Origin of the sequence: Mesorhizobium sp. M0077, from assembly GCF_040322955.1 — a bacterium.
In the GTDB taxonomy this organism is placed as follows: Bacteria; Pseudomonadota; Alphaproteobacteria; order Rhizobiales; family Rhizobiaceae; genus Mesorhizobium.
This window is the reverse complement of record NZ_JAMYUL010000014.1, coordinates 110,106-131,907: the sequence shown is the minus strand read 5'-3', so window position 1 is coordinate 131,907 and position 21,802 is coordinate 110,106. Positions and strand designations below refer to the sequence as shown.

Sequence of the window (21,802 nt, the reverse complement as noted above, 5' to 3'; positions counted from 1 at the left end):
TTTGACGCAATCCCGGACGGGAAAACCGCTCCACACTTTTCCTGGAATTGCTCTAACCAGCTTGCCCGACTGTTTTCGCAACGGTTTCCCGGCGTGCGTCACTTGGAGGCTCTTCCGCCTGATAGAGGGCGGCCATGACGGCGAGCGCCGAGGCCTTGTCCTGATCGCGCATGGCCGCCTGCAGCGATGTCAGCGCCGCCTGGACCTTGGGCCATCCCACGACATCGGTCCTGAGGCCGAAGATCTTGGGGATATCCAGCGCGACGATCTCCTCATTGCCGCCATGCAGCACCTCGTGAAGCTTCTCGCCCGGCCTGATCCCGGTGAAACGGATCGGAATGTCGGTGTAGGGGCTTTTGCCGGCCATGCGGATCATGGTTTCAGCGACTTCGAGGATCGGCACCGGCTTGCCCATGTCGAGCATGTAGATGGCGTAGTCGTCCTTGCCCTGGCGCCGCTCGGCGTCGGCCGCCGACATGATGACGAGGTCGACGGCTTCGGCCACCGTCATGAAGTAGCGGGTCATGCGGCGATCGGTGATGGTGACCGGACCGCCGGCCTCGATCTGCGCCTGGAAGATGGTGGCGACCGAGCCATTGGAGCCGAAGACATTGCCGAACCGCACGGCGATGAACTTGGTGCCGGAGCGACGGCCGCTAGGCCCGGTGGCGTGCGTTTCGTGCAGCGAAGAGACGATCTGCTCGGCGGCGCGTTTCGTCATGCCGAGCACCGAGGTCGGATCGACCGCCTTGTCGCTGGAAATCAGCAGGAACTGCGGCACCCCGCATTTGGCGGCAACCTCGGCGCAGACGAGGGTGCCCAAAATGTTGGTCTGGATCGCCGATTCCCAATTTTCCTCGAGCAGCGGCACATGTTTGAGCGCGGCGGCATGGAAGATGATGTCGGGCTTGAAATCGCTGACGACGCGGGTGATCTGGCGCCGGTCTGTGACATCGACGATGCGGCTCTTGAGCCGGACATGGTCCTTTTCGTCAACCTGCTGGTCGAGCTGGAAAATACCGAACTCCGAGATATCGGCGACCAGAACCGCCTCGGCGCCAAGTTCCAGCGACCGCTTGACCAGGATGCGACCGATTGAACCGGCGCCGCCGGTGACCAGGACGCGCTTGCCACCGATAAAGCCGCCGATCCGCTCCATATCGGAAGCAACTGTGGAGCGGCGCAGGATGGTTTCCATCTCGACAGCGTCGAGTACCAGCTTTCCGCCCTGGCCGAGCTCCGAAACGCCGGAGAACTGGACGACGGCGATGCCGCTGTGACGGGCGACACGGACCAGTTCCGAATATTCCTCGATCTCGCGTTCAGTGCCATTGCCGAAAATCAGCATGTCGAGGCTTTTGGTGCCTCTTGCATATTCTTCGAGGACCTCGACCAGGCGGGGCCGCACGGCCACCACCGGAACGCCCTGAATCTGCGTGCCCAACGGCGCGCCGTTCTCGATGGCCATGATGCCGGCGATGGAATATTCGGCCGGCTCGGCCGTGCGGGTGAAGCGGATGATGACGTCTGCTTCGCCAAGCCTGCCGACGAACAGCGCTTGTTTGATCGCCGCATTGTTTGCGTTGCGGCTCAGGATTCGCCAGCTCGCCCCGTCGCGCAGGAACCGGTAATAGAGCCGAGGCGCCGATATGATGGTGAAGGAGACGAGAAAAAAGACGATGAACTGGCGCTCGTTGAGGCCGGTCACCGGCTGAAACGATCGAACCGCCAGCGAGACGACATAGAGCGTGACGGTCAGGATGGCGCAGCTCTTCAGGATGTTGAAGAAGTCCGGCGTGGAGGCGAAACGCCACACGGTGTTGTAGAGGCCGCAATAGCGAAACAGCATGTGGCTGAGAAAAACAATACTTGCCCAGCACGCCAGGCCGGCCGTGGAGAGCGCGTCGAATGAAAGTCTCGACTGCGAAAGCCCCAGACTCAGCGCCACCGCGACCAGGACCATGACCAGGTCCTGGATCATTATAATGGCGCGCCGCATCTTCGGCCGAAGTCCGGACACGACCTCTACATAGGATGTCATTGGGTAGTACTGAACTCCAGGCGCAAGGACATGGACACTAACGTTGGTGCAAAAGCGACGGAAACCCGCCATCCACCACTTGATTAGAGTGCCAATCCCCAGCCCCCGCTGCCCAATATCGCATAGCGCGGAGTTGCGGTTACCGCCAGATATTTTTTGGATGGCACGTCCGGTTGATGAATCGGGCGCTCAAACAGCCACCCTTTTGAGGAGTGATCTCAAGCCAGCCCGTGGATACGTCAGCCCTCGATCGCTATAATACCGGCGATGGAACGGTCGAGATTTCGAGATGTCATGCCCAACCCGCCTGTGGCGCATATCGCGCGACAGGAGGCGCAACCAAAGGCTGGAGGCGAGCCAACAGCCAGATACTATATGCCAAGCCGGCCGGAGACAATCCGCATTCCATGCGACCGGCGTCCATGTGGGAAGCCGTGCCCTGATAAATCCTAGATTACTGGCTAGCGGAGGCTGCTGGTATCGTCGACCAGACACTCAAATCAGAGGAAGTGACCCATGGTTCGAGCTTGGGACAATTGGGATGTTGATGGAATTGCAGATGAAATTCAGTCGATCTGGCAGAATTGCCCAACCGAAGATGCTCATCGCGAAGAGCTAGTCCACATAGTATCGCATCATGTTGATTCCCATGCACCTTCCATTCTCGAAGTTGGCTGCGGGACCGGCCTCATTTACGAAAAACTCACCAATAGTATACTTAGCGATTCCAGATATATTGGTATCGACTCATCTATAAAAATGCTGGAGAAAGCGATAGGCAATTTCCCAGAAGGCGAATTTATTTTAGGTGATGGTTATGATCTTGCTTTCGGAAAGGAGGAATTCGATGTGGTTCTGTGTTTTGAGGTGCTCGGCCACATTCCTGAGATAGACCAGTTCGTAGCTGAATTGCTTCGTGTCACGCGGAAGACCTGCATCTTCACAACTTGGCCAAGCGACGAACAGGAAATAGAGGAAAATTACGAGACGATTGGCGGCGTTCAGTTTTTACACCGACGATATTCAGATGCTTTTATTCGGAAAATTATCCGTGCCATAGGGCCAAGGGACCTAGGCGAAATTGAGACCGTTAGCCTTCGCTCCGGGGGCCAAGCATACATTGTCACGCGCCATTCTTGACAATTGCTAAGCGCGAATTGGCTAATGCGCTCCACTGGTCACGGATTGTATGCACATCACGCTGCGCGCTCATCCAAATCGTGCAACCTCCGTCACTCGCTTTAGACGCAGCGACCGTAGCTACTCGAATCTAGCGAAGGGAAAACGCTTTAGTGCGCCGTAGATCACCGGTGGCCGCACCACCTCATAGATGGTGACCGGTACGTCCGCTTCGCGCACGAAAACTCTGAGCCGCCACCCCGCCTGAAGATCACGAACAGGCGTGTCAAACGAAAATCTTGCGGGGAGGCCCTCTTCAATATCGGCGAGTGAGCGGGTCACGGAACCCATAATCTTATCATTGCTGGACACGATCTCTATGCCTATGAGCCCTGCCTGCGTCCGAATAAGTGGCACGATGCCAAGATGGACAACCGATAGGGAGGTAAGCGCGAAACGAACGGTATATTCTCTATAAGATATGCTCGAGAGATCCTCGCTCAGACGCAGTTCATCACGTCGCATGCGGCCGAAGTGCTGGCGGCTGAAAAGGTCAAGCGGAGCGAAAACGGAAGAAACCATGTCCCACATTTCGCTCGTCCGCCAGTTAACGGCTCTCGCAAGCCTGAGTGGACGTGAGAAATGTTGAGCTTCAACCTCCGAATGGAGCCTGGCAATTGTGGAAACCACAGCGGGCTCAAATCTCTCTGGGAGCACGTCCGGTCGAGCCATCGAGACATCAGCGACCGCCTCGATCGACTTCTCGGACGCCGCCTTGCTGAAGGCTGCCCCATAGAGATCCATCAATTCGGCACGGACATAGCTTGAACGTCCCAGGACGCTTATCGTCCGATAAGCACTTCTTAACATCTCAGATCGCCGCACAACTGGATATCCAAGAAACTCCATAACAGCATTCGCCAGTTCCTCGGGGGACGTATCCTTGGCAATCAACCCGTTGTAACGATGCTTGATCAATTCGGATACGCCGCCAACACTGGGCGAGATAACAGCGACACCAGACGCCATAGCCTGAAGCATCGTCTGCGGCATAGATTCGTCCAGGGCGGAAATGAGCAACACGTCGCAGCCTGCGTAGAAGCGTTCCGGATCGGAAACGAACCCATGAAAGATGACGTGGTTTTCCAGACCTTGTTCCGCCACATAATCGCGGCACTCCTTGGCGTACTCAACATGAAGGTCATCGTAACCGATCACGTGGACAGTAACGTTGTGCCCAGCCTTTCGCAGAAGCACGGCCGCGTTGATGGCGGCGAGTTGATTCTTGCGAGGCTGCAACGTTCCCGAAACCACTATCTGCAGCGGATCTCGTATGGAAAAGTTCCGAACCTCCTGTGCTTGGAATAGCGAGAGATAGATATCTTCGACGGGGCAGACGATACGGCGCACGGCGACCCCAGACTCTTTCTTCCACCGCTCCCCATGTGTCGCCGAGGAGCAATGAATTGCATGGGCGAAGCCCGTCGTATTGGCGCCCTCATAGTATTGATGAACGCTAGCGACAACTGGAACCCCAAGTTCGAATCCAAGCGCCGTCATAGCTGGCTGCCAGGTTGCGAAGTGAAGAAGTCCTATATTAAGCCCAGCTAATCTTTCGCCAATGCGTTGGGCACCCTCCCGATCTCTCTCATGAAGCGACCGGATTTTCGACGCATCGACACCATTCATTCCGTTCTGCCAGTTCTCCTCCAACAGCGGAGCATCCTTCGTTGCCGCGCACCAAAGACGAGCAAATTCTGGTCCAAACCTCTCGTCCTGCGGAACCAAACCCACAACGTCGAAACCGAAAGAAGATACCAGCGCCGCATGCCGCAGCAAATGAAGGGTTGCTCCTCCCAGCGCGGCCTCATGAAAGCCATAGAGAATTGCCTTATCCTTCAAACGCGAATGAAGTGCTGTCGCGGCGAGCGCACCATAAAAATCGTAGTATTGATTTTCCGTGGTATAATGGGTTTCTACATATCTACGAACCTTCTCCAATATTTTGTCGCGTTGCTCGGCCTTCATCTTGATCAGACCTTCAATCGCGTTTGCCCAGTCATCAGGTCGATTGCTCACCTTGACACAAACCGAATCGGGCAAGCGGCTATACGGCGCCACATTACTCATTACGCTAATCGCACCTGCCGTGACCGATTCTAACAATTTGACAGGGCTCTTACTCCGTTCAGCACGTGTCTCACCCTCAAGAGGCGTGAGCGAAATATCGAAATAAGTGCTGCTTAGTTCAGCAAGATAGCTGTCATATGAATGGGTGAACGGCTTGAAATAGACATCGCACTCCAGAGCAGGGAAATCACGCGGATCGATTCCCCAGAAGTGAAATTCGACGTCATCCTTATAATCTGACGCCACACGTTGTAGCCCAGCCCAGATTTTTGCGATAATAACACCTCGAAATTTATTGCTAAAAATCGCTATTCGAAATTTTCCAGACCTCCCGTATTCTCGTTTTTCAATATAACGACGACGTATATTGGATTGAAGTCTAATCCTATGGCGATTATACTCTCCAAAATCGTCAATAATTTCATCGCTGTACCCGATAACAGCATCGGCTGCGGATATCTGCGTCACTATGCTTCGGTATCCAGGCGTACCAGGCGCGATAGAGGAATGTTCTGCCCCCACTTCATGGAAGCGAAGCATGTTGTCGTCCATCAAATAGGCACACGGAATGCCCCTTCGCCCCTTACCAGCCAACAGTTGCTCTGCGGGACCCACAGTACGGTATAGGATGGCCATGTCCGTGTCCGACGTGTCGAAGTGCCGTACATCTCGCTCCCTTACGAAGGTACTGCTAAAGCCTCTTTGATTTTCAAGGTTCTCAAAATTACGAACGGCCACATCCACAGACGTGCTGTAATCAGGCTTCGTCACCAGTATACGCTTGTGCTGCATAGCCCCGGATGCGGCAACGGCCAGCTCTGAGGGGCTACAGTAGTCATTATATCTCGAAACAAACGGCAGAGCCTCTTCTCTATAGTACCTCTGTATCTCGGACTTCGAGAATCTGTTCCTCCAATGTTCGGCGCCAATCAGATCATAGCCAGCAATATTGTCAGGCTTCAGCTGATTGTCTCGCGCAAGCTGCAGGTATTTCAAGGTGCGGGTAAAATCTGACCGCACATCCCGGCCAAGCGAGTTCTCCATGTCGGCGCGAACGATCGAACACGTCGCATCCACCCATTGAAAGGGAGCACTTCTTCCGAAACGAAGCCAGAGATCGTAGTCCGAGTATCGCCTGGCCGCCACGTGAGGGTCGTACATGCCATGCCTTTCAAAAAGAGCAGCATGGTGAATTACTGAGTTGTTTGCGATATAGTTGCCATGCAGCAGGAGTCCATAATTGAACTCCTGCCCAAGCACCCGCAGAAAGACATCGCCTTTGTCCGTCGCACGATAGGCGTCGCAGCTACCATAGGCGACGCTTGGAACAGCTTGACGCCCAAGCCAAGCCATACGCACCTTTAAGCTGTCCTCCGTCCAAAGATCATCATCAAACTGATAGGCAATGTACTTGCCGCGACCGTGAAGCGCGGCCTGATTGACGCGCAAGGCTGGAAGACCACTGTTGTGCTTGTACGAATGTATGATGACCCGTGGATCGGCAAGCTGGTACTCACTCAGCACATCGGCAGTTCCATCGCGCGAACCGTCATCCACAATGATCAGCTCGAAATCGCCATAGCTTTGCGAAAGCACGCTCTCAATTGAAAGCCGCAAGGACCCGTTAGCACGCGCAAAAGTAGGAAGGATCGCCGTCACTTCTGGTACCGACCGCCTTCTGTCGATGTGGCTAATGGAAAGATCGTGGCCACAATCACCGAATCTCATATTTCCTCCGAATTCAAATATCTATTGAGCTCCGCGTACAAGCCGACGTGACGTCGATCTCCGCTCTACTCCGCCGCAAGGCAGACAGTTTATCGCTGCGAGGCCTCGTATCCAGATATCACCTCTGATGTGTCGCCATCCATAACAATTATTCCCTTATCTATCCAGATAGTTCTTGCGCAAAAACTCTTCAACAAATCAAAGTTATGAGATGAGAAAACAAGAATCTTACCCTGTTCCATAAATTCAAACATACGACGTTTTGCCTTCTTCGCAAAACGAATATCTCCAGCGCCCATCACCTCATCTATAAGCAATATTTCCGGGTTTATGCTCGTTGAAACAGCAAATGCGAGGCGAATGAACATACCCGCGGAATATGTCCGAACGGGATATCCCAGGAACTCGCCAAGCTCCGTAAACTCCTCAATCTCCGGCAGCTTCGCCTCGATCTCATCGGGCGTCATGCCAAGCAGCAAGCCGCGGATGCGGATGTTGTCCCGGCCGGTTTGATTCATCTCGAAACCGGTTGCGAACTCGAACATCGGGCAAACATGCCCTTCGGTTTCGACGACTCCGCTGGTCGGCGCGTAGATGCCGGCCATCACCTTCAACAGCGTGCTCTTCCCCGCCCCATTCAGGCCGATAAGCCCCACCCTCTCGCCCTGCTCGATAGCAACAGTGACATTCTTGAGGGCCTCAACCGCATAGGCGCCGGGAGCCGCTCCCGCGCTGCGTCTCCTGGTCAACCAGCCTATCAGCCCATCGGTATTCATATCGCCGGTGAAAATTACGCCGGCGTTATGCAGTCGTATGAAGTTCTGCGTCAAAGGAGGAACACCACTTTTTTGTCCAACCGCGAAGCCACGCACCAAGCAATCCCGTACAAGATCAGAATATAGGCAGCCACAAATTCGTATGAAAAAAGCGGAGCGAAGCTTGTATACAGAATTGGATGGCGCACGATATCGATCAAATGGTAGATGGGGTTAATCATATAGACGAGCTCCAGGCCGTGATCCTTCAGAACACTGGCAGGAACCACGATCGGCGTCAGATAGAACAGGACCTGCAAAACACCAGATAAGGCATGCGGAAGATCTCGAAAAGCAACACCTAGGTAGGAGAATATCGTGATATGACCAATCAGGGCAATATATAACATAAATAGACCAGGAACAGCCGTAAGCCATCCGGTAACTTCAAAAATACCAAGCGCAATCTGCAATATTCCGATAGCGAACAGGCCAATTACAAAATTCATACTGCTACTTACTAAAGTCCTCATAATGTATATTTGCTTTGGGTATGAGAACTGCTTGATATAGCCCTCCGCATTTATGAAAACCATGCCAGCATCGATGATGGAGGCGGAAATCAACCCCCAGATAACGAAACCCAGCATCAGGTAAGGAAGAAAGGCCCCCAGATCCTGCCCGAACATGACGCCGTAAACGAAACCTATAGCCCCCACATAGAGTCCAAGGTTGAGCAGAATCCACAGCGGACCGATGAACGAACGGTGATAGCGACGCTTGATGTCTTGCACGCCGATAAAAAACCAGACGCGATGAAGCAGAAGCGAGCGCAAGACGTCACGGAGCAGCCTGTTCTTGTCCGCACTTGAATAGCTGTGTTTCATGAGCAGTACCGAGTTTGCCGTTTCGCTTGAGTCGCGCCGCCATGGAGGGTGATTTCAGCATCGCGTTGCAGTGCTCCCCGACCGTGACCGGCGAGATGCTGCAGATGGAGACGGCAAGCCCATGGGCGCGTTGCCAATTCGCAAAAGATCATGTGGCCGGATAACCTGTCAAATGAGCGCCCCATGCGATTGACATAAAGCACTAGGCACGAACCAGTATTTTTCGAATTATTTTCTGGGTGATAAGAAAACACCCTCCATCTCGATAGTTCACCATAAAGTGTACTCTATACCTTTCGAATCTCCCCCATAATTTCCCCCACCTAACTTTTCTCAAATTAAGCTTTTTTACATTTTTCGGACGACGGCCATCCATTTGAATGAATACGTCAGCCCAATTCTGGGAGACCGTACTTAAATTATATCGTTTCTTAGCGTCATCAAATGCGACACCAATCAATTCATTTCGTTTTTCCGGCAACTTAACCAGCATTGATATCGCATCCAGCCACGCTTTCTCGGTATTGTCAACGAGAAGTCCTGTTTGTGCATCCCTTACGACGTCTTTGTATGGAGTAATGTTTGAGTATATCCCGGCTATACGAAGGGCGCCATACTCACGATACTTGTTATCTGTCTTGCTGCGGTTTGCTTCATGGTCGATCAGAGGTGCCAAGCCAATCGCCCAATTTCTCGAAGTCTGGAATTTGATGTAGGCGCCGTAGTCGCCAGTGTGCGGAAAAAACCGAACTCGTGCGCCGGCCTTGACTCCCCATGGAAGGACACCGGCGAACTCGAATACCGTTTTTGGAAATCTCTCCAGGATCGGCTGAATAAGCGGCGATATCAAACTCAAATCAGCAACCCGCGAAGGGCTTCCCGCAAAGCCGATTCGGATTTCGTCAGTAGAAACCGAAGACGGGCCGTCAATGAGTGAAAAATCGAAAAACGACGGCAGAACCGTCACGCGGGCATTAAAACTTGATACGAACCTAGCCAGTTCGGGGGAGTTTACGATAACGGTCTCAGCATGAGAAACCATAAACTCCAACGATTTCCTGACAGTTGGATGCCGATAATACAATGCGAGAGGATTGTCTCCAACAATTCTCCAAAAATTATCATCGATATAGTACACATATGGCCTGCCCGCATCAGAGAGTAGTTTTGCCCATGCCGAAGCCTGTGAGTCGGCGCACCTTACAAACATTGGAATTGTATTTGGTGAAAAGTCACCTACCTGAAGTTCGGTCATGAATTTTACTTCGTGATCGACGCCATGAGCCCGACAGGCCTCCATGATTTGCTCAAGCAAATATGTAGTGGCAATTTTTGCCTCTATGATCATTAGGATCCTGGCCATGTCGAGCTCACATAGCCCGGCGCGGAGGCGTTAGCATGAAATTGCGCCTCGCGGTCATGGAGTTCTACCTCGACCCAAGCCCATGCGGATCAAGCCATCGGAACGGCCTTCCTCAATAAACCCCTCGCGTATGTAAAGGCGAATGGCTTTTGTATTTTGCTCCATAACCTCAAGGAAGAGATAGGAGAGGTTCAGGAATTGCGTGCCGAAGCGGACGATTTCCGCGCATGAGCGGCCGATATAGCCTTTGCCAGCCATTTCTGGCGCGACTAGAAATCGGCCAACTTCCGCGCTCCGGGTATTCTCATCGATATCGTAAATGGCGCACTGGCCGACCGGGTGGCCATTCGCTTCCACCAGAAAGAAAAAATCATTTTTCTTTTTGAGGTAGCTTTTGTACCAGGCGATATGCGCGGCAAGGTTGATCCTGTCGGATGTGTTGAACCAGACGCGTGCGTCGTCACGATTGCGCCAGGCAAGGATTGTCTCGAGATCCCGCTCCTCCACGAGCCTCAAGATAACCGTGCCGTCTCCGAAAGGGGCGATTTGCGGTTTCATTGGGCGTATTTGAGAACCAGTTCGGAAACCAAGTCCACATCCGTCTTGCTCATGCGAAGATGCAGCGGCAACGATATGATTTCCTTGCTTGCCGCCGAAGCATTTGGACAGGTACCTGCCGCGAAGGCGTACATCCGGTAGTCGGTGTTGTCACGATAGTGAACGCCGGGATAGACACCGTGCTCGTTAAGGGCAAGCATCAGATTATCGCGGTTCTGAACGCGTATCTGGAGAAGATGCTGGGCAGACTCACAACTATCCACGGTCGGCACTACATTGACGTGGTTGTGACCCTCAAGATGGTGACGGTACCAAAATGCCAGCTGACGCCGGAACGCGTTGTCGACATCAAGATATTTCAGCTGCACGATAGCAATCGCGGCCATGATGGAGTTGCCGTGATACTTGTAGCCAAGCTCCTCGACGTCATACATCCATTTGTAGGCGCCCTGAGCGGCCGTGCGAGCATATGTATCCTTGTTGATCCCCAACCAAGTCAGCTTACGAACTCGCTCGTCATCCTCTGCCTCCTTGAAGCAGATCATTCCAGAATCGGCTGTGGGAAGATTTTTGACGGCCTGAAAACTGAATATCGTCGCATCGGCATCACCGCCAATGTGCGTTCCGTTGACCCGTGTGCCTGACATATGAGCCGCATCGAGCACCAGCTTGATGTCATGCGCGCGACAAATCTCCAGTATCTCCTGATAGCGGCCCGTATTGCCTCCCATGCCGACAAAGATCAGCGCTTTTGTCTTGTCCGTGATCCGCTTGAGCACGCTTTCGGGGTCGAGGCAGAGGTATTCATCAACGTCTGCGAACACCGGCTTGAGGCCTGTCTGAAGGATGGCGTGATTGGTCGAAACGAAAGTCAGCGGCGTCGTGATAACCTCGTCGTCGTCGCTCCATCCGTGCTTGGATTTGAAAAGCTCAAAAGCCAGGTGAAGTCCAACCGTGTTGGAATTCAGGAAGTGGGCATGCGGAATGCCGGTATAGTTCTTCCACGCCGTTTCAAACTCCGCAGTCTTGAAGCCAAGACCTGTCCATCCTTTTTCAAGGCACTCACGGATTTCCGACAGGCATTCTTCAATACGGAAATTCGGTACAAATAGCTGAACTGACATCAAATGTGCTCCGGTAGCGCCTGCTGGTTCATAGGGTTGGCGTGCATTTCGTCTCCGCGATCAAAAGACGGGATACGACGTCTACGGTGGAACCGTGCCAATCCGGTGCCGTCCAGTTGAATGTGCCTTCGAACTCCGCCGTCGATAACCGAGAATTTCGCGGGCGCAGCGCCTTGGTCGGGTAGTCACGCGTGGATATCTCCTTCACCGCAGCGTAGGGCCCGTCAAGCGCTCGACTCGTAGCCAGGATATGATGCGCGAAGCCACTCCGGTTAGTGTCACCGGTTCCCACGAGATGATACACGCCAAAGCGAGCAAAACTTCTGTCGCCATGCAGGACCGCCGACGAAACCAGGATCGCGTCAGCTAAATCAAAAGCGGAGGTCGGATTTCCCCATTGGTCGGCAACCACCGCGATCTCGTCGCGGTTGGCGGCGAGCCCAAGGATGATCCTGACGAAATTCTTGCCGAACGGGCTATAAGCCCAGGCCGTGCGCAGGATCAGATGGCGCGGATTGACGGCGGCCACGGCCAGCTCGCCGGCAAGCTTGGAGGCGCCGTAGACGCCGAGCGGTGCGGTGGCGTCGGTCTCGACATAGGCGCCGTCCTTGGTGCCATCGAAGACGTAGTCGGTCGACAGATGGATTACGGGCACGCCGAGCTTCGCGGCCGCCTCGGCGACCTTGCCGGCGCCGACGGCGTTCACAGCGAAGGCAAGATCGGGCTCGTCCTCGGCCTGGTCGACCGCGGTGTAGGCGGCAGCCGACACCACAATATCCGGCCGCGCTGCCGCGAGTGCGTCGAACACCGTATCGGGCCGCGCCAGATCGAGCACTGGGCGGCCGAGGGTGACGACCTCGATGCCATCGCGCCTCTGCCCGGCCTCCAGCAGGCTGGCAGCGACCTGACCCTCGCGTCCGGTGACAACCAGCCTCACGCCGCGCCCTTCCTGCCTTCAACCTGGCCGCGCGACCGGACTTGCCCCAGCCGCTCGCCGGCGTAGCGCTGCTCGCGGATCGGTCCCCACCACCATTTGTTGTCGAGGAACCAGTCGACGGTCCTTGCAAGGCCGCTGTCGAAACTCTCCGCCGGCGCCCAACCGAGATCCCGGCCGATCTTGGAGGCATCGATTGCATAGCGGCGGTCGTGGCCGGGCCGATCGGTGACGAAGCTGATCAAATCGCGGTAGCTCCTGCCGCCGCTGCGCGGACGCCTGATGTCGAGCAGGCCGCAGATCGTCTCGACGACGCCAAGGTTGGTACGCTCGGAATTGCCGCCGACATTGTAACTTTCGCCGGGCTGGCCCTTTGTGGCGACCAGTTCCAGAGCACGGGCGTGATCCTCGACGAACAGCCAGTCGCGCACATTGGCGCCAGCGCCGTAGACCGGCAGCGGCTTTTCGTCGAGCGCGTTGAGGATGACCAGCGGGATCAGCTTTTCGGGGAAGTGATAAGGCCCGTAATTGTTCGAACAGTTGGAGAGCACGACCGGCAGGCCGTACGTCTCGTGCCAGGCCCGCACCAGATGGTCGGATGCGGCCTTGGAGGCGGAATAGGGCGAGGATGGCGCGTAAGGCGTCTCCTCCACGAACATGCCGCCATCGAAGGGCAGATCGCCGAACACCTCGTCGGTCGAGACATGGTGGAAGCGGAAGCGCGCCTTTCTGTCCTCGTCAAGGCCGCGCCAATATTCGAGCGCCGAATTCAGCACCCGGTAGGTACCGACGATGTTGGTCTCGATGAAGGCGCCGGGTCCGTCGATCGAGCGGTCGACATGGCTTTCGGCGGCGAGGTTCATGACGACGTCGATCTCGTCGCGGTGGAGGATGTCGAGAACCGCCCGCTCGTCACAGATGTCGGCCTGCGCAAATTTGTAGTTGTGTGCATTCTCGATGGTGCGCAGCGAGGCCAGATTGCCGGCATAGGTGAGCTTGTCGAGATTGGTCACATGGTAGGCCGGATTGGCGCACAAATGCCGGCACACGGCCGAGCCGATGAAGCCGGCACCGCCTGTCACCAGAAAATTCATGGCGCTCTCCTCACATCGTCGCGCGTCATGCGAACACCTCGGCCTCAGCAAGCGCCGACGCCTTGAGGTCCTTGGCCGAGAGCTCGAAGGCGCCGACCGGCGACGGCCAATCGATGCCGATATCAGGATCGTCGAAACGGATCGATCGATCATGCGCCGGCGAATAGGTGTCGGTGACCTTATACAGAACCTCGGTGTCCGGCACGAGCGTGACGAAACCGTGCGCGAAACCCTTCGGCACGAGGATCTGGTTGCCTCTCTCGGCCGATATTTCGAGCGCGACCCATTTTCCGAAGGTTTTCGAGCTGCGGCGGATGTCGACCGCCACGTCGAGAATGCGGCCTCTGATTACACGCAGCAGCTTGTCCTGCGCGCGTGGAGGCAGTTGATAGTGAAGCCCCCGCACGACACCTGCGGCAGCCGAATAGGAATGATTGTCCTGGACGAAACGCAGATCGATGCCGGCCTCGGCAAAGGCCTCGGCATTCCAGGTTTCGATGAAATAACCGCGCGCATCGCCGTGCCGCTTCGGCACGATTTCCAGCACGCCGTCCAAACCGAGCTGCCTGACTTCCAGCACCCTATGTCTCCGTCAGCTCGGTGACACGCCGGCGCAGATAGGCGGCGTATTCGTTCTTGCCCAGTCGCGTGGCGCGCTCAAGCACCTTGTCGGCGGTCAGCCAGCCCTGCTCGAAAGCGATTTCTTCAGGACAGGCGACCTTGATCCCCTGGCGGTGCTCGATCGTGCGCACGAAGGAAGAGGCTTCATGCAGGCTGTCATGCGTGCCGGTGTCGAGCCAGGCATAGCCGCGGCCGAGCTGATGCACGTGCAATTTCCCGCGCTCGAGATAGACGTTGTTGACCGCCGTGATCTCGAGTTCGCCACGCGCCGAGGGCTTGATCGTCGACGCGATGTCGACGACCTCATTGTCGTAGAAATAGAGGCCGGTGACCGCCCAGTTGGACTTCGGCTCCGGCGGCTTCTCCTCGATCGTCAAAGCCGTGCCGCTGAGCTTGTCGAACGACACCACGCCGTAGCGCTGCGGGTCCTCGACATGGTAGGCGAACACCGACGCGCCGCTTTGGCGCTGCGCAGCAGTGCGGCAGAGCTGCGACAGGCCCTCGCCGAAATAGATGTTGTCGCCGAGAATCATCGACACATTATCCTTGCCGATGAAGTCGCGGCCGATGATGAAGGCCTCGGCAAGCCCGTTGGGCTGCGCCTGCTCGGCATAGGAGAATTCGACCCCGAATTCCGAACCGTCGCCCAGCAACTCCCGAAACACCGGCAAGTCGCGAGGTGTCGAAATGATCAAAATCTGGCGGATACCGGCGAGCATCAAGACGCTCAGCGGATAAAAAATCATCGGCTTGTCGTATATCGGCAGGACTTGCTTAGAGATCGCTAATGTTAGGGGATAAAGACGCGTCCCGCTGCCTCCCGCAAGGATTATTCCTTTCACAAGCTCTCCTTGAATTGCCGGCCCCCGCCCTGAAATCAAGTTGCTCGTGCTTAGGTTTCGCGCAATGGCTTGTCAATTCAATCTCGGCCGTGGATCGGCGCCAGAATTGCTCTGCATCTGCCGTCTCGCGGCAATTTGATCTACCAGCCACAAGCTGACGATGCAAATGGGCGTGGCGATTTGGCAACCGGCTTGCGCCATCGGCTGGCGGACGCGCGACAACAAAAAGCCGGCGGGCCTTGGACCCGCCGGCTCATTCATTTGTCCGGTTTCAGGGCTGCTTGGGCAGCAGCGACCATACCGCCGGCACCAGGCTGGCGGCGAGCGCAACCTTGATCAGGTCGCCGAGGACGAACGGCAAAACGCCGAACTGCCACGCCTTTTCCGCGCCGATGAGGGTGGCCAGCCAGGCAAAGCCCATGGCCATCATGACGATTTCGGCGACCAGCATGGCGTTGAACAACTTGACCGGGTGGCGGTCCCAGCCGCGGTCGGCGGCCCAGCCGACAATGGCCGCCATGACGACGAAGCCGGCGAGATAACCGCCGGTGCCGCCGATCATGTAGGCGATGCCGATGCCCTTTTCAGGCGTGCTCTGGAAGACCGGGAAGCCCATGGCGCCTTCGGCCATGTAGAGAAGCAGGGTAGCGACGCCAAGCCGCAGGCCAAATGCGGTGGCGATCAGCAGGACGGCCAGCGTCTGCATCGAGATGTCGACCGGCCCGAGCACGACTTTCGTCTTGGCCGACAGGGTCAAAAGCAGCGTTCCGGCGATCGCCAGCAAAAGCTGGGTTGCCAGGCGCTGCGCGCCCTCCTGGGGCAAAGCGAGAGAAACAAGCGGACGCATCGTCGTTGCAAGTGCCATGGTCTTCCCCAATCCGGATTGCCGCAGATCGCGGCCTTGCGTTTTTCTATATTGGCTTCCGTGTTATGCGGCAATCAGTTTTGCCGTCTTCCTGAACAGAGATTCAACGACACCGCCATGGCGCTCAAATTCGACACCAGCTTCGATCCGGCCTATGGCGAGGGCGTCACCGTTGCGCCGGACGTCTTGCGCGTCACCGCCAAAAACCCCAGCCCGTTCACCTTTCACGGCACCAACAGCTACATCGTCGGGCGCGATACGCTGGCGGTGATCGATCCCGGCCCCGATGACGAGGCGCATTTCCAGACGCTGCTCAAGGTGATCGCAAACCGGCCGGTCAGCCATATCTTCGTCAGCCACACGCATCGCGACCATTCTCCGCTGGCCGCCCGGCTGAAAGCGCACACCGGCGCTATTGTACTGGCCGAAGGCCCGCACCGCCCGGCAAGGCCGCTGCGGATCGGCGAGATCAACCCGCTCGACGCCAGCGCCGACACGGTTTTCGTCCCGGAGATCGCGCTGCCCGACAATGCGCTGGTCGAGGGCGATGACTGGACGATCCGGACGGTGCTGACGCCGGGCCACACCGCCAATCACGCGGCATTTGCGCTCGAAGGCACCGGCATCCTGTTTTCAGCCGACCATGTGATGGCGTGGGCGACATCGATCGTGGCGCCGCCGGACGGAGCGATGGCCGACTACATGGCCTCGCTCGACAGGCTGATCGCGCGCGACGACCGCCTGCTGCTGCCCGGCCACGGCGGCCCGGTGACCGCGCCGCTCAGCTTCATGCGCGGGCTCAAGACCCATCGCAAGATGCGCGAACGGGCGATCCTCGAGCGGATCCGCGACGGCGACCGGACGATCCCGGACATGGTCAAGGCGATCTACCGGGACACCGACCCACGCCTGCATGGCGCTGCCGGTCTGTCGGTGCTTGCCCATCTCGAAGACCTGGTGGCGCGCGGCCTGATTGCCACCCAGGGTGACCCGGCCATCGACGGCGTCTTTGTGCCGGTGGGGTAGAGAACTACTCGGCCGGAGCCGCACCCACCTGGCCCGCAACCTCCTGGTCGAGTTCGGCGAGGAACCCGACGATGCGCGCGGCATTGTCGCCGAGATCGTAGCGGCCGTAGCGGGAGGCCGAGCGCATGTCGACGACGATGGTGTCGCCATCATTGCTGACCCGGATGGCGACGTCGGCGGGCAGGCCGACGACGAAGCTCCGGGCCACGGCCGATATCGTCACCTCGTCTTGACCGTCCGTCACCGGGTATGGCGCGGTAAGTTGCCAATCGCGGCGGTCGAGCACGGTTTCAACGGCGTCGACGACGGTTTCGAAAGGCAGATTGTAGCTATGCCCGGTGACCAGCGGATAGGCGTCGGCCTGCAGGCGCGCTTCGCCCGGCGTTGGCAGCGCGAGCACGTTCATGTCCTTGGTGCGGTCGCTGGTGTCGAGCACTGGCGGATTGTCGAGGTCCGTCGTGATGTCCCTCAGGGGCGGCGTGGTCGCCGCCAAATAGGTGGCAAAGCCGTAGGGCGTCAGCACCAGCAGCGCCAGCAGGGCGCCGACCGAGAGGTCGCGGCCGCCACGGTCACCGAAATGCCACAGCCTGGACAGAGCGAGACCGGCAAACAGCAAAGCGAATGCGGCAAGCAGGGCGACGATCGCCAGCACCCACAGGAAGGCCGGCGTTTCCACCAGTTCGAAATGATGGCCGGCCAGCACGGTGAGCAGCAGGACCAGGGCAAAAGCGCCCGTGCGCCGCGACCAGCCGGCCGCCTTCGATGTCTGCCGCTCGTCAATTTCCATTGTCTTCAGCACCGCCCCAACCCGCACAGACGCTTAGAGCAAAGGATGCTCAAATTGAACATCCCCTGCCCTAACGTTTTTGCCGCCGGTAGCTTGAAGGTCAAGGAAACGCACGGTCCCGGTCAATCCGTCGGCAGGCGGTAGTCGCTGAACTGCTTGCGCAAGGTGATCTTCTGGATCTTGCCGGTGGCGGTGTGCGGGATTTCGCTGATGAAAGCGACGTCGTCGGGCATCCACCATTTCGCCACCTTGCCGTCCATGAACGCCAGTATGTCCGCCTTGCTCGGCTCCTTGCCGGGTTTGGCGACCACGACCAGCAAGGGCCGTTCGCCCCATTTCGAATGATGGACGCCGATCGCCGCGGCCTCGGCGACATCGGGATGGCCGACGGCGAGGTTCTCCAGGTCGATGGTCGATATCCACTCGCCGCCCGACTTGATGACGTCCTTGGCGCGATCGGTGATCTGCATGTAGCCGCCGGAATCGATATGGGCGACATCGCCAGTGTCGAACCAGCCGTCCTTGTCGAACTGCTCGGCTCCGACGCCGCCATAATAGGCGCTGGCGACGGCTGGACCGCGCACCTTCAGCCGGCCGAAGGTCTTGCCGTCCCAAGGCAGTTCCTTGTCGTCGTCATCCGTCACCTTCATCTCGACCCCGAAGGGCGGGTAGCCCTGCTTGCCCTGGATATCGAGCCGGTCCTCGCCCTCGAGCGCTTGATACTGCGGCTTCATGGTGCACAGCGTGCCGAGCGGCGACATTTCGGTCATGCCCCAGGCATGGATGACTTCGACACCGTAATTGTCCTGGAATTTCCTGATGATGGCGCGCGGGCAGGACGAGCCGCCGATGACGACTTTGCTGAGATAGGGAAGCTTCTTGCCGGTCTCTTCCAGATGCTGCAGCAGCATCATCCAGACGGTCGGCACGGCGGCGCTGAAGGTCACCTTCTCGGTGTCGAGCAGCTCGTAGATCGAGGCGCCGTCCATCTTGCAACCGGGCATGACCAGCTTGGCGCCGATCATCGGCGCGCTCTGGCCAAGGCCCCAGGCATTGGCATGAAACATCGGCACGACGGGGAGGATCGTGTCCCGCGCGGAGAGGCCCATGGCGTCGGGCATGGCGGCGATCATGGCATGCAGCACATTCGAGCGGTGGCTGTAGAGCACGCCTTTGGGATCGCCCGTCGTGCCGGAGGTGTAGCACATGCCGGCTGCGGTGTTTTCGCCGAAAACCTTCCAGGCGAAGTCGCCATCGGCCTCGTTCAACCAGTCCTCATAGGCAACCACATTCGGCAGCGTCGTTTCAGGCAGATGCGCCTTGTCGGTCAGGACGATCACCTTTTTCAGCGATTTGACCGCGCCGGCGATCTTTTCCAGCAGCGGCATGAAGGTCAGGTCGACGAAGATCCCTCTATCCTGCGCATTGTTCATGATCCAGACGATCTGCTCGGGGAACAAACGCGGGTTGAGCGTATGGTAGATGGCGCCGATGCCCATGATGCCGTACCAGGCCTCTATGTGGCGCGCCGTGTTCCAGGCCAGGGTCGCGATGCGGTCGCCGAGCACAAAGCCATCGCGCTCCAACCGTTGAGCGACCTTGAGCGCGCGGCGATGAACTTCAGCATAGGTGGTGCGAACGACAGGACCTTCGATCGAGCGCGAGACGATCTCGCGCGTCCCGTGCTGCCGCTCGGCATTGTCGATCAGCTTGTGGCAGAGCAGCGGCCATTCCTGCATCAGTCCGAGCATCTGGTTCCTCCCATTGCTTCCTCGTTTTTCCCGTCTTTTGTTCCATTGTGGGACGAACGGACGGATTGTCCAGCCATGACGTCTCCAACCGTTAACGGCTGAAGCAAGCAGTGATCGAAAGGCGGGGAAAACCGCCACAATCCGGCCATCGTCGACGTTAAGGTTCGTTAACGGGGTAGGGGTGCGGATTGGCGACTGAAAGAGGTTCGCATGGACACGCAGCTCGACGGCAAGCAGATCGACGACAGGCAGATCGACGACAGGCAGCTGGATGACAGCGGGGCCGAAGACGTGCAGTGGGACGATATTCAACTCGACGACAAAGAGCTTGAAGACACGCTTGCCGCAAGTCTGGCCGATCTCGTGCCGGAGGCCAAAAAGGTTTCCGAAGACGAATTTGTCGAGGTGGTCGGCGGCGCCCTTGAGGCGGTCGGCGGCACGCTGCTGTTCAAAATGTGCGTCCAGAACGAAGGCGAAGGCCAGCATGTCGCCGCCGCATCGATCGGCGACGGCGGCAATCGCCAGTTTCTACTGCTCACCTTGCCGACAGGCGGCGGCCCACTGAAGGTCGAGACGACGTCAAGAAGCACCAACCCGGTAGCCGGTATTGCCGCGGCCTATGCCGGCCTCATGGACGTGTTCAAGACCGCAGCCTGAGCATTCCACGCGGGATCGTTTTTAGTGATCGGAAGGCCAGCTCTGGCCTACTGGCGAAGGCTTGCGCAACGAGTTCTCCAGACACATTTTAGGGACATGGGAAGCAACCCCGCACTCTCTCAATCGGACTGTGCTCCCAATCGAACAAGGAGAACCCCGCATGGACCAGATCGCCAACCCCGCCCCCGGCTTTCAGAGCAATCCCGGCAAGGTCATCACCGTCGAACCCTATCGCGGTACCGTGGTCGTGCGTGCCGGCGATACGGTGATCGCCTCATCGACGCGAGCGAAGCTTCTGTCCGAACCGCCCTACCCCCAGGCATTCTACATCCCCTTCGAAGACATCGACTTCACCCAGCTCGGCAAAACCACCCTGTCGACCCACTGCCCCTACAAGGGCGACGCCAGCTACTGGAGCGTGCTGCCGGCCGGCGAGACCGGCAAGGACGCAATGTGGGGCTATGAGCAGCCCTTCGACGAAATGGCTGAGATTCGCGACCACGGCGCCTTCTATCCCAACAGGGTGACGATCGAAGCAGCACCGGCCTGAGCAACCGAATCAAGCCGCCGTTGCTCGCTTCATCATCCCAGGGTCTTCGCGACGGAGCTTCGCTCCTGTTTCATCCTGGGATGACGAAGTTTAGAGGCCTCGGCTAATCTCAAACGTCGGCGACGTCAGTCCAAAGGGGATGAAACTGCCTGCCGCCGCCTAAGCCTAATCAGTCGTCCCGTCGTTGCCGACGCCGTCGGCGTCATCCAGCCGCACGAACGTCAGCCCCTTGGCCTTCAGCGCGAGCAGACCTTGCACGACGCCCTCGCCGGCGGCGTGGGTCGGCTGGTTGATGTGGGCGATGATGACATCGCCATCCTTGGCGGCGGCGATGCGCCGGGCAGTTTCTGTTGCGCCGAGCAACGAGCCGCCATCGCCGTTGATCGAAAAGCCGGCGACCTTGAAGCCAAGCTTGCGGATCATGGCGATAGCCGACGGGCTGTATTCGGCGGTCGCGCCGCGAAACCATTTCGGCGCCGGCTCGCCGGTGCCAGCGAGAGCGGCAGCGCCCGATTCGACTTCGGCCTGCACCGCTTCCGGGCTGCCGGCGCTGCGGATGCCGTAGATCTTGCGCGGCGTGTCAACGGCCGGGATGTGATGGCCGCCATGGTTTTCCAGTTCGAACAGGTCCGGATGCGCGCGCATGATCTCGACGGCGGCGGCATTTCGCTTCAGCCAGATACCGGTGACGAAGATCGTCGCCGGAATCCGGTTCTCCACCAGGGCCGAGAGTATCCTCGTATCGGTCTGCCCGCCGCAGGCGTCGAGCGTGAGCGCGACGCGGCCGACACTGCTACCGTCCTCAGCCTTCAGATGCAGCGCCGGCTCGACAAGCGGCGCGGCCTGGGCCGAGGACACGGCCAAGATAGATAGCGCCAAGGCGCAAAACAGCTTTTGCAAGGGATGCCTGTCTTGTCTGAGAATCGGCGCTGTCATAGCCGCATCCCAGGACCCGCAACAAGGCGGAAAT

The 21,802-nt window shown here is 57.8% G+C and carries 19 protein-coding genes; 4 read left to right on the top strand and 15 right to left on the bottom strand.

What is annotated here, in order from left to right; genetic code table 11:
* Nucleotides 1-52: 52 nt before the first annotated feature.
* Nucleotides 53-2,041 (bottom strand): SDR family NAD(P)-dependent oxidoreductase, encoded by a 1,989-nt coding sequence (locus NKJ57_RS24485; RefSeq protein WP_352512856.1) that lies wholly within the window; start codon nt 2,039-2,041, stop codon nt 53-55.
* Nucleotides 2,042-2,557: 516 nt separating this feature from the next.
* Here NKJ57_RS24485 and NKJ57_RS24480 point away from each other — a divergent pair.
* A complete protein-coding gene (locus NKJ57_RS24480; protein ID WP_352512858.1) occupies nt 2,558-3,181 on the top strand; it encodes a class I SAM-dependent methyltransferase in 624 nt (207 codons plus the stop codon).
* Between the two features lie 120 nt (nt 3,182-3,301).
* Here the strand turns inward: NKJ57_RS24480 and NKJ57_RS24475 are convergent, their stop codons facing one another.
* From NKJ57_RS24475 to NKJ57_RS24425, 11 genes are all read right to left on the bottom strand, one after another.
* Complete coding sequence (locus NKJ57_RS24475) at nt 3,302-7,018, bottom strand: glycosyltransferase (protein ID WP_352512859.1); 3,717 nt, start codon at nt 7,016-7,018, stop codon at nt 3,302-3,304.
* A gap of 89 nt (nt 7,019-7,107) precedes the next feature.
* On the bottom strand, nt 7,108-7,890 hold the full coding sequence (locus NKJ57_RS24470) for an ABC transporter ATP-binding protein (RefSeq protein ID WP_352512861.1): 783 nt from the start codon (nt 7,888-7,890) through the stop codon (nt 7,108-7,110).
* Nucleotides 7,845-8,660 (bottom strand): ABC transporter permease, encoded by an 816-nt coding sequence (locus tag NKJ57_RS24465; protein ID WP_352512863.1) that lies wholly within the window; start codon nt 8,658-8,660, stop codon nt 7,845-7,847. The genes NKJ57_RS24470 and NKJ57_RS24465 overlap by 46 nt, the downstream gene beginning before the upstream one ends.
* Before the next feature lie 202 nt (nt 8,661-8,862).
* A complete protein-coding gene (locus tag NKJ57_RS24460) occupies nt 8,863-10,023 on the bottom strand; it encodes a glycosyltransferase family protein (RefSeq protein ID WP_084569974.1) in 1,161 nt (386 codons plus the stop codon).
* A gap of 54 nt (nt 10,024-10,077) precedes the next feature.
* Nucleotides 10,078-10,581 carry a GNAT family N-acetyltransferase gene (locus tag NKJ57_RS24455; protein WP_023731357.1) on the bottom strand — a complete coding sequence of 168 codons (504 nt, stop codon included), beginning with the start codon at nt 10,579-10,581 and terminating at the stop codon, nt 10,078-10,080.
* Nucleotides 10,578-11,705 (bottom strand): DegT/DnrJ/EryC1/StrS family aminotransferase, encoded by a 1,128-nt coding sequence (locus tag NKJ57_RS24450; RefSeq protein ID WP_352512866.1) that lies wholly within the window; start codon nt 11,703-11,705, stop codon nt 10,578-10,580. The genes NKJ57_RS24455 and NKJ57_RS24450 overlap by 4 nt, the downstream gene beginning before the upstream one ends.
* 28 nt (nt 11,706-11,733) lie before the next feature.
* Nucleotides 11,734-12,642: a dTDP-4-dehydrorhamnose reductase gene (rfbD, locus tag NKJ57_RS24445; RefSeq protein WP_023731359.1), complete on the bottom strand. Its 909-nt coding sequence runs from the start codon at nt 12,640-12,642 to the stop codon at nt 11,734-11,736.
* A complete protein-coding gene (gene rfbB / locus NKJ57_RS24440; RefSeq protein WP_023670704.1) occupies nt 12,639-13,733 on the bottom strand; it encodes a dTDP-glucose 4,6-dehydratase in 1,095 nt (364 codons plus the stop codon). Before rfbB ends, rfbD begins: the two co-directional genes overlap by 4 nt.
* 25 nt (nt 13,734-13,758) lie before the next feature.
* Nucleotides 13,759-14,313, bottom strand: a complete 555-nt coding sequence (gene rfbC / locus NKJ57_RS24435; RefSeq protein WP_352512870.1) for a dTDP-4-dehydrorhamnose 3,5-epimerase — start codon at nt 14,311-14,313, stop codon at nt 13,759-13,761.
* Between the two features lies 1 nt (nt 14,314).
* On the bottom strand, nt 14,315-15,196 hold the full coding sequence (rfbA, locus tag NKJ57_RS24430; RefSeq protein WP_023731361.1) for a glucose-1-phosphate thymidylyltransferase RfbA: 882 nt from the start codon (nt 15,194-15,196) through the stop codon (nt 14,315-14,317).
* 271 nt (nt 15,197-15,467) lie between these two features.
* The gene (locus NKJ57_RS24425) at nt 15,468-16,061 is read right to left on the bottom strand and encodes a biotin transporter BioY (RefSeq protein ID WP_352512872.1); all 594 of its coding nucleotides are present in this window, start codon (nt 16,059-16,061) and stop codon (nt 15,468-15,470) included.
* Between the two features lie 117 nt (nt 16,062-16,178).
* Here NKJ57_RS24425 and NKJ57_RS24420 point away from each other — a divergent pair, with 117 nt between their 5' ends.
* On the top strand, nt 16,179-17,087 hold the full coding sequence (locus tag NKJ57_RS24420) for an MBL fold metallo-hydrolase (RefSeq protein WP_352512874.1): 909 nt from the start codon (nt 16,179-16,181) through the stop codon (nt 17,085-17,087).
* Nucleotides 17,088-17,091: 4 nt separating this feature from the next.
* Here NKJ57_RS24420 and NKJ57_RS24415 read toward each other — a convergent pair whose 3' ends face one another.
* Together NKJ57_RS24415 and NKJ57_RS24410 are read right to left on the bottom strand one after the other, a co-directional pair.
* Nucleotides 17,092-17,874, bottom strand: a complete 783-nt coding sequence (locus tag NKJ57_RS24415) for a DUF1499 domain-containing protein (RefSeq protein WP_023684603.1) — start codon at nt 17,872-17,874, stop codon at nt 17,092-17,094.
* Between the two features lie 122 nt (nt 17,875-17,996).
* Complete coding sequence (locus tag NKJ57_RS24410) at nt 17,997-19,625, bottom strand: fatty-acid--CoA ligase (RefSeq protein ID WP_023684604.1); 1,629 nt, start codon at nt 19,623-19,625, stop codon at nt 17,997-17,999.
* Between the two features lie 291 nt (nt 19,626-19,916).
* On the opposite strand from NKJ57_RS24410, the gene NKJ57_RS24405 reads away from it, so the two are divergent.
* Both NKJ57_RS24405 and NKJ57_RS24400 read left to right on the top strand, forming a co-directional pair.
* A complete protein-coding gene (locus NKJ57_RS24405; protein ID WP_352512928.1) occupies nt 19,917-20,282 on the top strand; it encodes a hypothetical protein in 366 nt (121 codons plus the stop codon).
* Nucleotides 20,283-20,442: 160 nt separating this feature from the next.
* On the top strand, nt 20,443-20,832 hold the full coding sequence (locus NKJ57_RS24400; protein ID WP_023698131.1) for a DUF427 domain-containing protein: 390 nt from the start codon (nt 20,443-20,445) through the stop codon (nt 20,830-20,832).
* A 165-nt stretch (nt 20,833-20,997) separates the two neighbouring features.
* Here NKJ57_RS24400 and NKJ57_RS24395 read toward each other — a convergent pair whose 3' ends face one another.
* Nucleotides 20,998-21,768, bottom strand: a complete 771-nt coding sequence (locus NKJ57_RS24395) for a polysaccharide deacetylase family protein (protein WP_050588449.1) — start codon at nt 21,766-21,768, stop codon at nt 20,998-21,000.
* Nucleotides 21,769-21,802: the final 34 nt, after the last annotated feature.